The 12,824-nt window shown below is 71.3% G+C and carries 14 protein-coding genes; 4 read left to right on the top strand and 10 right to left on the bottom strand.

Features of this window, described 5'->3' with window-relative positions; genetic code table 11:
* Nucleotides 1-66 precede the first annotated feature (66 nt).
* The gene (locus EUA98_RS09430) at nucleotides 67-690 is read right to left on the bottom strand and encodes a TetR/AcrR family transcriptional regulator (RefSeq protein WP_130102429.1); all 624 of its coding nucleotides are present in this window, start codon (nucleotides 688-690) and stop codon (nucleotides 67-69) included.
* Between the two features lie 97 nt (nucleotides 691-787).
* On the opposite strand from EUA98_RS09430, the gene EUA98_RS09425 reads away from it, so the two are divergent.
* Together EUA98_RS09425 and EUA98_RS09420 are read left to right on the top strand one after the other, a co-directional pair.
* A complete protein-coding gene (locus EUA98_RS09425) occupies nucleotides 788-2,158 on the top strand; it encodes a D-arabinono-1,4-lactone oxidase (protein WP_130102428.1) in 1,371 nt (456 codons plus the stop codon).
* Between the two features lie 56 nt (nucleotides 2,159-2,214).
* Nucleotides 2,215-3,150: a quinone oxidoreductase family protein gene (locus tag EUA98_RS09420; protein WP_130102427.1), complete on the top strand. Its 936-nt coding sequence runs from the start codon at nucleotides 2,215-2,217 to the stop codon at nucleotides 3,148-3,150.
* 63 nt (nucleotides 3,151-3,213) lie between these two features.
* Here the strand turns inward: EUA98_RS09420 and ispF are convergent, their stop codons facing one another.
* The 3 genes from ispF to EUA98_RS09405 form a co-directional block, all read right to left on the bottom strand.
* Nucleotides 3,214-3,708 (bottom strand): 2-C-methyl-D-erythritol 2,4-cyclodiphosphate synthase, encoded by a 495-nt coding sequence (gene ispF / locus EUA98_RS09415; protein WP_130102426.1) that lies wholly within the window; start codon nucleotides 3,706-3,708, stop codon nucleotides 3,214-3,216.
* A complete protein-coding gene (gene ispD, locus EUA98_RS09410; protein ID WP_130102425.1) occupies nucleotides 3,705-4,526 on the bottom strand; it encodes a 2-C-methyl-D-erythritol 4-phosphate cytidylyltransferase in 822 nt (273 codons plus the stop codon). Before ispD ends, ispF begins: the two co-directional genes overlap by 4 nt.
* A 79-nt stretch (nucleotides 4,527-4,605) precedes the next feature.
* Complete coding sequence (locus EUA98_RS09405) at nucleotides 4,606-5,088, bottom strand: CarD family transcriptional regulator (RefSeq protein WP_130102424.1); 483 nt, start codon at nucleotides 5,086-5,088, stop codon at nucleotides 4,606-4,608.
* A gap of 231 nt (nucleotides 5,089-5,319) precedes the next feature.
* Here EUA98_RS09405 and EUA98_RS09400 point away from each other — a divergent pair, with 231 nt between their 5' ends.
* Nucleotides 5,320-5,814: a hypothetical protein gene (locus EUA98_RS09400; RefSeq protein ID WP_130102423.1), complete on the top strand. Its 495-nt coding sequence runs from the start codon at nucleotides 5,320-5,322 to the stop codon at nucleotides 5,812-5,814.
* A 46-nt stretch (nucleotides 5,815-5,860) separates the two neighbouring features.
* On the opposite strand, the gene pstB is transcribed toward EUA98_RS09400, so the two are convergent.
* The 6 genes from pstB to EUA98_RS09370 form a co-directional block, all read right to left on the bottom strand.
* On the bottom strand, nucleotides 5,861-6,640 hold the full coding sequence (pstB, locus tag EUA98_RS09395) for a phosphate ABC transporter ATP-binding protein PstB (protein ID WP_130102422.1): 780 nt from the start codon (nucleotides 6,638-6,640) through the stop codon (nucleotides 5,861-5,863).
* Between the two features lie 52 nt (nucleotides 6,641-6,692).
* Complete coding sequence (pstA, locus tag EUA98_RS09390; protein WP_130102421.1) at nucleotides 6,693-7,670, bottom strand: phosphate ABC transporter permease PstA; 978 nt, start codon at nucleotides 7,668-7,670, stop codon at nucleotides 6,693-6,695.
* A gap of 1 nt (nucleotide 7,671) precedes the next feature.
* The gene (gene pstC, locus EUA98_RS09385) at nucleotides 7,672-8,670 is read right to left on the bottom strand and encodes a phosphate ABC transporter permease subunit PstC (protein ID WP_434063489.1); all 999 of its coding nucleotides are present in this window, start codon (nucleotides 8,668-8,670) and stop codon (nucleotides 7,672-7,674) included.
* Nucleotides 8,671-8,809: 139 nt separating this feature from the next.
* Entirely contained in the window at nucleotides 8,810-9,928 is a 1,119-nt protein-coding gene (locus EUA98_RS09380) for a phosphate ABC transporter substrate-binding protein PstS (protein WP_242511370.1), read from the bottom strand.
* 199 nt (nucleotides 9,929-10,127) lie between these two features.
* Complete coding sequence (locus tag EUA98_RS09375; RefSeq protein WP_130102419.1) at nucleotides 10,128-10,826, bottom strand: response regulator transcription factor; 699 nt, start codon at nucleotides 10,824-10,826, stop codon at nucleotides 10,128-10,130.
* Nucleotides 10,823-12,004: a sensor histidine kinase gene (locus EUA98_RS09370; protein WP_130102418.1), complete on the bottom strand. Its 1,182-nt coding sequence runs from the start codon at nucleotides 12,002-12,004 to the stop codon at nucleotides 10,823-10,825. The genes EUA98_RS09375 and EUA98_RS09370 overlap by 4 nt, the downstream gene beginning before the upstream one ends.
* A 142-nt stretch (nucleotides 12,005-12,146) precedes the next feature.
* Between EUA98_RS09370 and phoU the strand changes: the two genes are divergently transcribed.
* Nucleotides 12,147-12,809 carry a phosphate signaling complex protein PhoU gene (gene phoU / locus EUA98_RS09365; protein WP_130102417.1) on the top strand — a complete coding sequence of 221 codons (663 nt, stop codon included), beginning with the start codon at nucleotides 12,147-12,149 and terminating at the stop codon, nucleotides 12,807-12,809.
* Nucleotides 12,810-12,824 lie beyond the last annotated feature (15 nt).

Raw genomic sequence — 12,824 nt, 5'->3', positions numbered from 1 at the left:
CGGCGTCGCCCGGTCCGTCGTCCTCACGCGGGGGACCTCAACCGGCGGTCCTCACCGGGAGGGGGCTCATCTCGTGGCGACCCGGTCCGTGACACCGGGCGGCACGGCGTGCGTCGCGATGTAGTCGGCGAACGACCGGAGCGCGAACTCGGCGGCGTCGTCGTCGGCGTCCACCAGCCAGGCGAGAGTGACGCCGTCCATCGCCGCGACGCAGAACCTGGCGAGCAGCGGGACTGGCACTGCCCACCGGACGCCGGCCACGGTCGCGGTCTCCTCGAGCATGGCCTTGGCGACGAGCAGGTTGCGCTCGAGCTGCGCGGTAGCCACGCCCCGCAGCTCCGGGTTGCGCAGCCCTGAGGTGGTGAGCTCGAACCCCAGCAGGTGAGCGCCGCGGTTCTCCCGGATCGCGGCCCACGCACCGGTGAGCGCGGCACCGACCGCGGTCCGCACATCGGGCTGGGCGGTCCGATCGAGCTCGACCCGATCGGCATTCTGGGCGGTGATCATCTCGCCGACCTCGCGCAGGAGCTCGTTCTTGTCCTCGAAGCAGTAGTGCACGACGCCCAGCGAGACCCCCGCCTCCGTCGCGATCGCGCGCACCGTGGCCGCCTCGATCCCCTCCCGGGTGGCGACGGCGAGCGCGGCCTGGACGAGCTGGGTGCGGCGTTCGACCATGGAGCGGCGTTCCATGGATCACCTCCTGCTCGACCGGACCGACGAACCGTTCGTGGGAAAAGAGTCCCACGCCTTCCCCCCGCACCGTCGGACTTCGCGCCACGCTGGTGCCATGTCCCCCGCCACCCGCGCCGCCGCCCGTGCCGCCACCCACCGCGCGACCTGGGAGAACTGGGCCCGGACCGAACGCGCCCACCCCGCAGCGTTCGCCGCCCCGCGCGACCTGACCGAGCTCGTCGCCACCGTGCGGGCCGCGGCCGACCGCGGTCTGCGGCTGCGGGTCGTGGGCGCCGGCCACTCGTTCACCGGGGTCGCCGTGACCGACGGCGTGCTCGTCCGCCTCGACCACCTCGCGTCGGTCGAGCGCATCGTGACCACTCAGGACGGCGGCGCGCACGTGACCGTCGGGGCCGGGATCCGGCTCCGCGACCTGAACGCCGCCCTGGCCGCGCGCGGGCTCGCCCTGCCGAACCTGGGCGACATCGACCGCCAGACGATCGCAGGTGCGATCTCGACCGGCACCCACGGCACGGGCGCCCGCCTGGCCGGCCTCGCGGGTCAGGTGCGCGGGTTGCGGATCGTCACGGCCGCGGGAGAGGTGCTCGAAGCCTCCCCGTCCGAGCATCCGGAGCTGTTCGAGGCAGCACGCCTCGGGCTGGGTGCGGTGGGCGTCCTGGCCGCGGTGACCATCGAGGCCGTGCCCGCGTTCACGCTCGAGGCCTGGGAGGAGCCCTGGGCGCTCGGGCGCGTGCTCGAGGCGCTCGCCGGACCCGACGGGCTGGTCGACGGGAACGACCACTTCGAGTTCTTCTGGTTCCCGCACACCCAGCGGACGCTGACCAAGCGCAACAACCGGGTGGTGGGCGACCAGCCGCGCACCGGCCCGGGCCGCCTGCGCCGCTGGGTGGACGACGAGCTGCTCTCCAACGTGGTGTTCGAGGCCACGAACCGGCTCACGGCACGGGTTCCGCGACTGACCCCAGGCGTGAACGCCGTCGCCGCCCGGACCCTGACGGCCCGGCGCTACCGCGCGCCGTCCACAGAGGTCTTCGTCTCCCCCCGGCGGGTCCGCTTCCGCGAGATGGAGTACGCGATTCCCCGCGCCGACCTCCCGGCGGTGCTCGCCGAGCTCGACAGGTGGATCGAGGCCTCGGGCGAGCGGGTCTCGTTCCCGGTCGAGGTGCGGTTCGCCGCGGCCGACGACGTCTGGCTCTCCACCGCCCAGGGCCGCCAGACCGCATACGTCGCGGTGCACCAGTACGCGCGCGTCCCCTACGCGCGGCTCTTCGCCGCGGCGGAGCAGATCGCGACGGCGGCCGGTGGCCGCCCGCACTGGGGGAAGCTCCACACGCTCGACGCCGCCCAGCTCACCGCGTCGTACCCCCGCCTCGACGACTTCCGTGCGGTGCGCGCCGCGCAGGACCCGGGCGGGATGTTCGCCAACCGGTACCTCGACCGCGTCCTCGGACCGACTCACCCCTGAGGTCCGACCGCGCGCTTCCCTCGCCGCGCAGCGGCTCCCTGGGCCATGATCGGAGTATGTCCCGCTCAGTGGTGGCGACCGCGTACGGCGGCCCCGAGGTCCTGTCCATCGTGTCGACCGACCCCGGTGAGCCCGGCGAGGGCGAGGTCCTGCTCAAGGTCGAGGCGGCCGGCGTCAACCCGATCGACTGGAAGTCGTACACCGGCACCTACGGCACGGACCCGTCGAAGCTGCCGATCCGACTGGGCCAGGAGGCAGCCGGCACCGTGCTGCGGGTCGGGCCCGGGGTCGAGGGGATCGTGCCGGGTGACGACGTCATCGCCTACCGCGCGCCCGGCGCGTACTCCGAGCAGCTCGTCGTGCGCGCCACCGCGACGGTCCACAAGCCCGCCCTCCTGACCTGGGAGAAGGCGGGCGGTCTCCTGCTCGCCGGGGTGACCGCGATGCACACCGTCGTCGCGACGCGGATCGGCCCCGGGGACACCGTCCTGGTGCACGGCGCCGCCGGCGGCGTCGGCTCGATGGTGGTGCAGATCGCGCGCGCCCGCGGCGCCCGGGTGGTCGGGACCGCGAGCCTGGTCAACCACGAGTACCTCATGGATATCGGGGCGATCCCGGTCGTGTACGGGCCGGGGCTCGCGGCGCGGGTGCGTGAGCACGCACGGTCCGGCGTCACCGCGGCGATCGACACCGTCGGCACCGCGGAAGCGCTCGACACGTCGGTCGCCCTCGTGCCCGACCGGCAACGCATCGCGACAATCGCGAACTTCGCGCACGGCGCCGTGCTGCGGGTGCTGCTGCTCGGCAGCGGACCGGGGGCCGACCCGGGCACCGAGATCCGGGCCAAGGCGCGCCAGCAGCTGGTCGACCTCGTCGTCGCCGGCAGGCTCGATGTGCGGCTCGCCGGGACCTACCACTTCGCTGACGCCGCCAAGGCGCACCGTGCCGGCATCGCCGGGCACGCGCGCGGCAAGATGATCCTGCGTCCCTGACCTGGTCGGCTGGCTCGACCGGTGCGGGCGAGATCAGCTCAGCGGCGATCAGCTCAGCGGCGATCAGCTCAGGGCGATCAACGCGGTGGCGATCGCCGCGAGGCCCTCGCCGCGACCCGTGAGGCCGAGGCCGTCCGTCGTGGTCGCCGAGAGGGTCACGGGTGCGCCCGCGGCCGCCGACAGGGCCGCCTCGGCCTCGGCCCGCCGGGCTCCGACCTTCGGCCGGTTGCCGATCAGCTGGACCGCGACGTTGCCGATCGTGAAGCCCGCGGCCCGGACCCGCCGGGCGGCCTCGGCCAGGAGGACGCTGCCGGCAGCCCCGGCCCAGGCCGGTTCGGACGTGCCGAAGTTCGAGCCGAGGTCACCGAGCCCCGCCGCGGAGAAGAGCGCGTCGGCCGCGGCGTGCGCCACGACGTCAGCGTCCGAGTGTCCCTCGAGCGCGCGTTCCCCGGGCCAGGTCAGGCCCGCCAAGGCCAGCACCCGCGGGCTGTCGGGCGCAGCGAAGGCGTGGACGTCGATCCCGATGCCGGTGCGCGGCAGGACCGGTCCCGCGGTCATGGCCGGTCTCCGAGGTGGCGAACGGCATGGGCGCCGGTCTGGTCGTCGGCGGGATCGACGCCGCTCTGGTCAGCGGCGCGGGCGTCCGCCAGGACGATCTCCGCGAGCCTGAGGTCACGCGACGTGGTGATCTTCGCCGCGTCCGGGTCGCCCGTCACGACGTGCACGGCCTCACCCAGCGCTGCCACGAGCGACGCGTCGTCGGTCGCCGCGCGCGTCTCGTCGTCGGCGCGGTGCGCCCCGGCGGCGTGCGCGCGCACCAGCAGGGCTCGATCGAAGCCCTGCGGAGTCTGGACGATCCGGAGCGCGTCGCGGTCCGGGTTGTCGACGACCTCGAGGACGCTGCCGGCCAGGGGGCGTCCGTCGAGCGCACCGCCACCGGCAGGGGCCACCTCGATGATCGTGTCGGTCACCCGGGCTCCCGGGACGACCGCTCGCAGTCCGGACCGGACGGCGGCCTCGACCCGCGCGATGAGCGACGACGGAGCGAGCGCGCGGGCGGCGTCGTGCACGAGGACGACGCTGATCTCGGGCGGAAGCTGTGCGAGCGCCGCGGCCACCGACGCCTGTCGGCTGGCCCCGCCCACGACCAGGCTCACGGGGATGCCGAGCTGCGCACCGTCGAGCACCGCCTGGAAATCGGCGACGGAATCGGCCGGCGCGGTGACCACCAGCAGGTCGACGGCCCCCGAGCCGACCAGGCGCCGCGCGGCGTGCACGACGAGCGGCACCCCGGCCAGCGGCACGAGCGCCTTGGGGAGCAGGTGACCGAGCCGGCTGCCGCTGCCGGCAGCCGTGAGGATCGCTGCCGTGCTCACGACGGTGAACCGGTGCCGCAAAGCGGTCGGGCGCCGCTCCCAGCGAGGGAGCGACGCCCGACCGAAGATCCGTGCGTGATCAAGAAGCGAGAACCTCGTCGAGGATGGCCGAGGCCTTGTCTTCCTCGGTGTGCTCCGCAAGAGCGAGCTCCGAGACGAGGATCTGGCGAGCCTTGGCGAGCATGCGCTTCTCGCCGGCGGAGAGCCCACGATCGGCGTCGCGGCGCGACAGGTCGCGGACGACCTCCGCCACCTTGATGACGTCACCGGAGGCGAGCTTCTCGAGGTTCGCCTTGTAGCGGCGCGACCAGTTCGTCGGCTCCTCGGTGTACGGAGCGCGAAGGACGTCGAACACCTTCTCGAGCCCCTCCTGGCCGACCACGTCACGCACGCCGACGAGGTCGATGTTCTCTGCGGGAACCTCGATGGTGAGGTCGCCCTGGGCCACCTTGAGCTTGAGGTATACCTTGTCTTCACCGCGGATCGTGCGAGTTTTGATCTCTTCGATCAACGCGGCGCCGTGGTGCGGGTAGACAACAGTCTCCCCAACAGTGAAAGTCATCTGGTGGTGTCCCCTTTCGCGGGAATTCATCCTACCACGCCGCGTTGCGGCCCGACGGGCTTTTCACGTCGATGGGCGATACGTCATCGCAGGTCAGACGCTCGATCCCGCCGTGAAGCGGTCCACCCACTAGGCTAGCGCGGACCCGCCCGAATGGCGCGTGGAGCGGAGAGTTCCGCCCCCGCCCGCCCGCCGTGCCCCCGCCCCGCAGAGCCGTCTCGAGGAGTCCACGTGGCCAGCGTCCGCCCGTCCACCCCCGCACGATCCTGGTCCCGGCTGCTCGGCGTCGGGATCGTCGCGCTCCTCCCCCTGACGGTCGCCGCCTGCTCCCCGATCGTGACGACCAAGCCCTACTCCCCGTCGGACGGGATCCGGGTCGAGCTGGGCTCGTCGCTGAGCGCAGCGAACCTGCTGATCATCTCCGCCGCCGAGGGTGAGCCCGGGGTGCTGATCGGCGGGCTGACCAACAGCACCGACAAGGCGACGACCGTGACGCTCAGCCCGCAGGGCGCGAGCGAGGCGACCGTACGGGTGCCGGCCGGCGCCACGGTCCTGCTGGGCGGCGGGGACGACCCGCCGCTCGAGCTCGACACCGTCGATGTCGCGCCCGGCCAGGTCCTGCCGGTGACGCTCTCGACGCCCGACGGCGGGAGCGAGGCCGTGTCGATCCCCGTGCTCGACGGCACGCTGCCCCAGTACGCCGACCTGGTGCCCACCGCCGGTTGAACGGCCTGAGCGGGTTGAACCGCTGGAGCGGCTGGAGCGGACCGACTCAGCCGAAGCGGCCCGAGATGTAGTCCTCAGTCGCCTTCTCGCGCGGCGAGGAGAACATCGTGGACGTCGCGTCGACCTCGATCAGCCGGCCCGGCAGACCCGACCCGGCGATGTTGAAGAACGCGGTCCGGTCCGAGACGCGCGCGGCCTGCTGCATGTTGTGCGTCACGATCACGATCGTGTAGTTGTCCTTGAGCTCCGAGATCAGATCCTCGATCGCGAGCGTCGAGATCGGGTCGAGCGCCGAGCACGGCTCGTCCATGAGCAGGACCTGCGGACGGACCGCGATCGCACGGGCGATGCACAGGCGCTGCTGCTGACCACCCGACAGCGACGACCCCGGCCGGGTCAGCCGGTCCTTGACCTCGTTCCACAGGTTGGAGCCGCGCAGCGACGACTCGACCAGGTCCTGCGCGTCACCCTTCGAGATCCGGCGGTTGTTCAGGCGGACGCCCGCGAGCACGTTCTCCGCGATCGACATCGTCGGGAACGGGTTCGGGCGCTGGAACACCATGCCGATCGAGCGGCGCACCGCGACCGGGTCGACGCCCTCGCCGTACAGGTCGACCCCGTCCATGGCGACCTTGCCCTCGACCCGCGCGCCCGGGATGACCTCGTGCATCCGGTTGAGCGTGCGCAGGAAGGTCGACTTCCCGCAGCCCGACGGGCCGATGAAGGCCGTCACAGAGTTCGGCTCGATGTCGACCGAGACATCGGCTACGGCGAGGAAGTCGCTGTAGTAGATGTTGAGGTCCTTCACGTCGATGCGCTTGGCCACGATGTCGTCCTTTGTCTCTCAGGTCGGGATGCTCGCCGGGGTCCGAACCCGGTCAGCGAGCGGTCTTGGGGGCGAACACGCGGGTGAGCAGCCGAGCGGCGAGGTTGAGCAGCATCACGATGAGGATCAGCGTCAGCGCCGCGGCCCAGGCCCGGTCGTAGTTGATGGTCGGGATGCAGATCGCGGCCGGGTCGTTGCAGGGCACCAGGCCCTGGCTGTACTGGCGGTAGACGTACACCGGGAGCGTCATCATGCGGCCGTCGAACACGTTGAAGTTGATCGAGTCGATGACTCCCACCGTGATCAGCAGGGGAGCCGTCTCACCGATGACGCGGGCGACGGCGAGCATGATGCCCGTGCCGATCCCGGCGATCGCGGTCCGCAGCACGACCTTGACGACGGTGAGCCACTTCGGCACCCCGAGGGCCAGCGCCGCCTCGCGCAGCTCGTTCGGCACGAGCCGGAGCATCTCTTCGCAGGAGCGCACCACCACCGGGATCATCAGCACCGACAGCGCCACGGCGCCGACGACACCGAAGCGGACGCCCGGCCCGAAGACCACGGCGAACAGCGCGTAGGCGAAGAGCCCGGCGACGACCGAGGGGATGCCGGTCATCACGTCGACGAAGAACGTCACGGTGTGCGCAAGCGCTCCTCGGCCGTACTCGACGAGATAGATCGCCGCGAGCAGGCCGATCGGCACCGAGATCAGCGCGGCCAGTGCCGTGATCTCGAGCGTGCCCATGATGGCGTGGTAGATCCCGCCGGCATCCATCCCGCCGAAGACGCCCCGCATGGAGACCGAGAGGAAGTTCAGGTTGAACCGGTCGAGGCCGTTGGAGAGCACGGTCCACGACACGGAGATCAGCGGGATCAGCGCGATCACGAACGACGCGACGACCAGTCCGGTCATCACCTTGTCGGTCACCCTGCGGCGGGTGTCCATGCCGGCCAGCAGCGCGCGGGTGTCGGCGGTGGAGTCCGGGGTCAGGTCCGGCGGGCCGGCGGGGGTGGGGGTCAGCGTGGTCATGTCAGTTCGCCCCCGAGAAGTCCTTGCGGCGCGCGACGATCGCGCGTGCGGCCATGTTCACCACGAGGGTGATCACGAAGAGTGCGAGCCCGGTCGCGATCAGCGTGCTGACGCCCAGCGGGTCGGCCTCGGGGAACTGCAGCGCGATGTTCGCGGCGATGGTCTGCTGCTGGCCGACCTTGAGGAGCGCGAGCGAGTACAGCGCTCCGGGCGACAGGATCATCAGCACCGCCATGGTCTCTCCGAGCGCGCGCCCGAGGCCGAGCATCGCGGCGGAGATGATCCCGGGGCGACCGAACGGCAGCACGGCCATCCGCACCATCTCCCAGCGGGTCGCACCGAGGGCGAGGGCCGCCTCCTCGTGCAGGACCGGCGCCTGGAGGAAGACCTCACGGCACACGGCCGTGATGATCGGCAGGATCATCACGGCCAGCACCAGGCTGACACTGAGGATCACGCGCGGCGGATCGGACGCGGGCCCGGCGAAGGGCGGGAACCAGCCGAAGTTGTCGGCCAGCCAGGCCCAGGCGGGCTGCAGCTTCGGGATCAGCCAGAGGCCGCCCCAGAGCCCGTAGACGACGCTCGGGATCGCCGCGAGCAGGTCGATCACGTAGCCCAGGGTGTTCGCGAGCCGGCGCGGCGCGTAGTGCGAGATGAACAGCGCGATGCCGACCGAGAGCGGCATCGAGATGATGAGCGCGATCGCCGCTGCGAGCAGCGTCCCCCAGACCAGCGGGCCGATGAACTGCAGCAGGCTCTGCCCCTCCGGGAACCAGTTGATCTTCTCGGAGAGCTCGCCCGACCGGGCCGACATTGCGGGCCAGGCCCGGATGATGAGGAAGACGGCGACGGCGGCGAGGACCGCCAGGATCAGCGCACCGGCGCCGGTGGCGGTCCATCGGAACGCTCGTCCGGCAAAGCCCTCCATCGACTTCCGACGCACGACCGGTTCGGCCGGCGGCGTCGGCGCCGATCGCGTGCTGCTCGTGCTGGTTGTCACAAGGTCTCCGAGGACGGCGCAGACAAGGTCAGATGTTCAGGAACACTCGAGGTTACGGCGCTCGGGTGCAAGACCCCAACCGGTGGCCGCCCCGCCCCTGTCGGGAGTGGTGCGGCCACCGGTCGGCAAGGTCGCTGGATCAGGCGGCGGCCTTGATGGTGTCGATCGCGGCCTGGACCTCAGCGGCAAGCTCAGCCGAGATCGGAGCCGAGCCGGCGGCGCTGGCCGAGGCGGTCTGCCCCTCGTCGCTGACGACGTAGCTGAGGAAAGCCTTGACGAGCGCGGCGTCGTTCGCATCCGCGTAGACCGTGCAGGCGATCTCGTAGGTCGTCAGGACCAGCGGGTAGGCGTCAGCCTCGGTCGTGTTGCGGTCGATCTTGATCGCGATGTCGGTCGGGATGCGACCTTCGACGCGAGGTGAGGCGTCGACGGCGATGGCCGCGCCCTCCGGGGAGTGCCCGACCCACGCGTCGCCGACCTTGATCTTCGCGGTGCCGAGCTCGCCCACCTTGGAGGAGTCCGCGTACGTGATCGTGCCGTTGCCACCCTGGACGGTCTGGATGACGCCCGAGGTGCCCTGGGCCGACTGCCCACCGGCCACCGGGAACACGCCGTCAGCCTTGTAGGGCCACGCATCCGGTGCCGTGCTGGCGAGGTAGTCCGTGAAGTTCTTGGTGGTACCCGAGTCGTCCGAGCGGTTGACCGGCGAGATCGCCAGGTCCGGGAGCGTCACGCCGGGGTTGTCCGCAGCGATCTCGGCAGCGTTCCAGTTGGTGATCTTCTGGTCGAAGATGCCCGCGATGACGGCCGGGGAGAGGTTGAGCTCCTTGACGCCCTCGAGGTTGAAGACGACCGCGATCGGGCTGATGTAGGTCGGCAGGTTGATGGCCTGGCCGCCGACGCACGTCTCCTTGGAGGTCTCGATCTCCTCGTCGGAGAGCGCGGCGTCCGAACCGGCGAACTGGACCCCACCCTCGAGGAACTGGGTGCGGCCACCACCGGAACCGACCGGGTCGTAGTTGACGTTGACGCTCGGGTTCGTCGCCTGGAACCCGGCTCGCCAGGCTTCCATCGCCGACTCCTGCGCGCTGGAGCCGGCGGCGTTCAGGTCGCCGCTCAGGTCGGACGCAGCGGCCGTGTCGGTGCCGGCAGTTGCCGCATCGCCGGTGGCGTTGTCCGAACCGCACGCTGCGAGCGAGATGGCGAGGGCACCGGTGAGGGCGACCGCCCCGACGCGGCGGTGGAGGGAGAGCTTCACGTTGGTTCGTCCTGTCGTCGAAGGGCGGCGCATCGGTTGTGCGCTGCTGCTCCTGACCGTAGGGATCTCAGGTGACCAGGTGGGCGGACGAAGATGAACGGAGAGTGAACGATGGTCGACGGAAGCCGGTCGGTGCCGCGACGCACGTCACATCCCGCGAGCCGATCCCGCGCGTCACGACGCGAGCCGATCCCGCGCGTCACGACGCGACGTCGTCCATCAGCTTGTAGCCCAGCCCACGGATGGTCAGCAGCAGCTGCGGGCTCGCCGGGTGCGGTTCGATCTTGGCGCGCAGGCGCTTGACGTGGACGTCGAGGGTCTTGGTGTCGCCCACGTAGTCCGAGCCCCACACCCGATCGATCAGCTGGGTGCGGGTGAGGACGCGGCCCGCGTTGCGCAGCAGCAGCTCGAGCAGCTCGAACTCCTTGAGCGGCAGCGGCACCCGCGCGCCATCCACCTCGACGGTGTGCCGGTCGACGTCCATCCGGATCCGGCCGACCTCGATCGCGCCGTCGTCACCGTCCTCCTCGACCACGCCGTGGCGGCGGCGGAGCACCGCGCGCACGCGGGCGACGAGCTCGCGGTACGAGTACGGCTTGGTCACGTAGTCGTCGGCGCCGATCTCGAGGCCGACCACCTTGTCGATCTCGTTGTCCTTCGCCGTCAGCATGATCACCGGGACGTCACCGCGCACCCGCAGCTGTCGGCAGACCTCGATGCCCGACAGGCCGGGCAGCATCAGGTCGAGCAGCACGAGGTCCGCCCCGCCGCGGTCGTACTCCACCAGCGCCTCCGGCCCGGTCGCCGCGGTCGCGACCTCGAAACCGTCCTTGGCCAGCTGGTAGGACAGCGGGTCGCGGTAGGACTCCTCGTCCTCCACGAGCAGGATGCGCGTCACGCATCCACCTCCTCAGATCGGGTGCCGGATTCCCCGGCAGGGGTGAGCTGGCCGGGCGGCGGGAGCTGCGCGGCGGGCAGGCGGAGGGTGAACGTCGAGCCACGACCGGGCTGCGACCAGATCGAGACGTCGCCCCCGTGGTCGGCGGCCACATGCTTGACGATGCTCAGGCCGAGACCGGTACCGCCCGTGTCGCGCGAGCGGGCCGGGTCGACCCGGTAGAACCGTTCGAAGACCCGCTCCTGGTCGGCCTTGCCGATGCCGATGCCCTGGTCGACGACGGCGATCTCGACGAGATCTCCGGTGCGCTGCAGCCCGACGCCGACATGGGTCCCGGCACCGGAGTACGCGACCGCGTTGTCGAGCAGGTTGCGCACCGCGGTCACCAGCAGGGCGTGACCGCCGTAGACGGTCAGGCCGGTGGTTCCGCCGGCATCGATCGTGATCTGCTTCGCCGCCGCCGTCGTGCGAGCCCGGTCGACCGCCTCGGCGACGACCTCGTCGACGTCGACCAGGTTCATCGCGCCGAGCGCCCCGGCCTGCAGCCGGGAGAGCTCGATGATCTCGTGCACCAGGGCCGACAGCCGGGCCGACTCCCGCTGCATCCGGCCGGCGAACCGGCGGACGGCCTCGGGGTCGTCGGCGGCGGCCTCGACGGTCTCGGCGAGCAGCGCGAGCGCTCCGACCGGGGTCTTGAGCTCGTGCGAGACGTTCACCACGAAGTCCCGGCGGATGGCCTCGACCCGCCGGGCCTCCGTCCGGTCCTCCACGAGCACCAGGAGGCGGTGGGGCCCGATCTGCGCGACGCGGACCTGCACCATGATCGTGCCGCGCCCCACCGGGCCGCGCGGGAGCTCGAGCTCCTCGTCGCGGATCACGCCTCGATGTCGGACGTCGTCGATGAGGTCGAGGACGGGCAGGGGCGCGATGCGGCCGTCCCGCACGATCCCGAAGGCGTAGGCCGGCGCGCTGGCCCGGAGCACGACCCCGTCGTCGTCGACCACGACCACGGCCGACCGGAGCACGGCGAGCACTCGGACGAGACTCTCGTCGAGCACCGGTTCCGGCTGCGGGGGGATGGTGTGCTGCACCCGCTCGCTGTACTTGAAGGAGAGCGCAGCGGCGACCCCGACGAGCAGGCCCAGCAGGCCGGCCACCACGATGTCGATTTCGTTCACGCGGTCAGACTACGGTTCCCCTTGGGGACTCGTACGCCATCCGGGGCACCCCACCGCGTGGCCCCCCCACTGTTCATCTGTGGTCCGGGCTACGTTCATCCGGGGCTGACAGCCTGAGCGTCGCCATAGAGAAGAGGTACGCATGCGCAAGATATTCAATGCCGAGCTCACCCAGCTCGGTTCCGACCTGGCCGAGATGAGCCGTCTGGTCGAGGTGGCGATCAGCAACGCCGGGACCGCCCTGATGACCGGGGACCTCCGGATGGCCGAGGCCGTCATCGTCGCGGACGAGGCGATCGACTCCCTGGAGCGGGAGCTGGACACCAGGTGCGTGCACCTGCTCGCCCAGCAGGCGCCCGTCGCCACGGACCTGCGCGTCATCGTGACCGCGCTGCGGATGGCTTCGACCCTCGAACGGATGGGGGACCTGGCCCGGCACGTCGCGCAGATCTCACGCCGCAGCTATCCGCGCCTCGCCGTCCCGGAGCCGCTGTCGGGCACGTTCTCGGAGATGAACGCGGCCGCCGTCCGGGTCGCCCAGCGGACCACGACGCTGCTCGAGACGCACGACCTCGATCTCGCGACCAGCATCGAGAGCGACGACGACCTGCTCGACCACCTCCACGAGGACACGTTCACCGCGCTGCTCGGCGGCACGTGGACCGGAAGCTCGCAGGAGACCGTCGACACGACCCTGCTCAGCCGGTACTACGAGCGGTTCGGGGACCACGGCGTCTCCATCGCCCGCCGGATGGTGTACCTCGTCACCGGCGAGTTCCTCGAGGACGGCAGCCCGGTCCACTGACCCAAGGAGGCAGGC

The sequence above is a fragment of the Pengzhenrongella frigida genome (assembly GCF_004168625.1).
GTDB classification, from domain to species: Bacteria; Actinomycetota; Actinomycetes; order Actinomycetales; family Cellulomonadaceae; genus Pengzhenrongella; species Pengzhenrongella frigida.
Note: the sequence above shows the minus strand (reverse complement) of the source record. Positions and strands in the feature narration are given on the sequence as shown.